This is a genomic window from Seonamhaeicola marinus (genome assembly GCF_008085455.1).
Map to the genome: position 1 here is coordinate 1 of NZ_VSDQ01000742.1, position 293 is coordinate 293.

The 293-nt window shown below is 28.7% G+C and carries 1 protein-coding gene; it reads right to left on the reverse strand.

The window, feature by feature from the left end:
- On the reverse strand, positions 1 to 293 hold a 293-nt coding region (locus FUA24_RS23290; protein ID WP_148545729.1), incomplete at both ends, for a cation diffusion facilitator family transporter.

The following is a 293-nucleotide window of genomic DNA, read 5'->3' on the forward strand; positions in this document are numbered from 1 at the left end:
CTTTTATTAAAATAATAGCTACAATAATTAAGGTAGCTGCATTAATAAAAGCTGCTAAAATTTCGGCACGTTTGTAACCAAAAGTTTTATCTTCAGAGGCCTTTTTTTGTGCTAATCTTGTTGCTACATAACTAACAATTAATGATATAACATCACTAAAATTATGTAAAGCATCACTTAGTAATGATAAACTACCAGATACCAAACCACCAATAACCTGCGCAATAGTTATTACCACATTTAAAAAAATAGAAATAATAAGATTTCTACCTTTTAAATTAGCATGTGTGTGG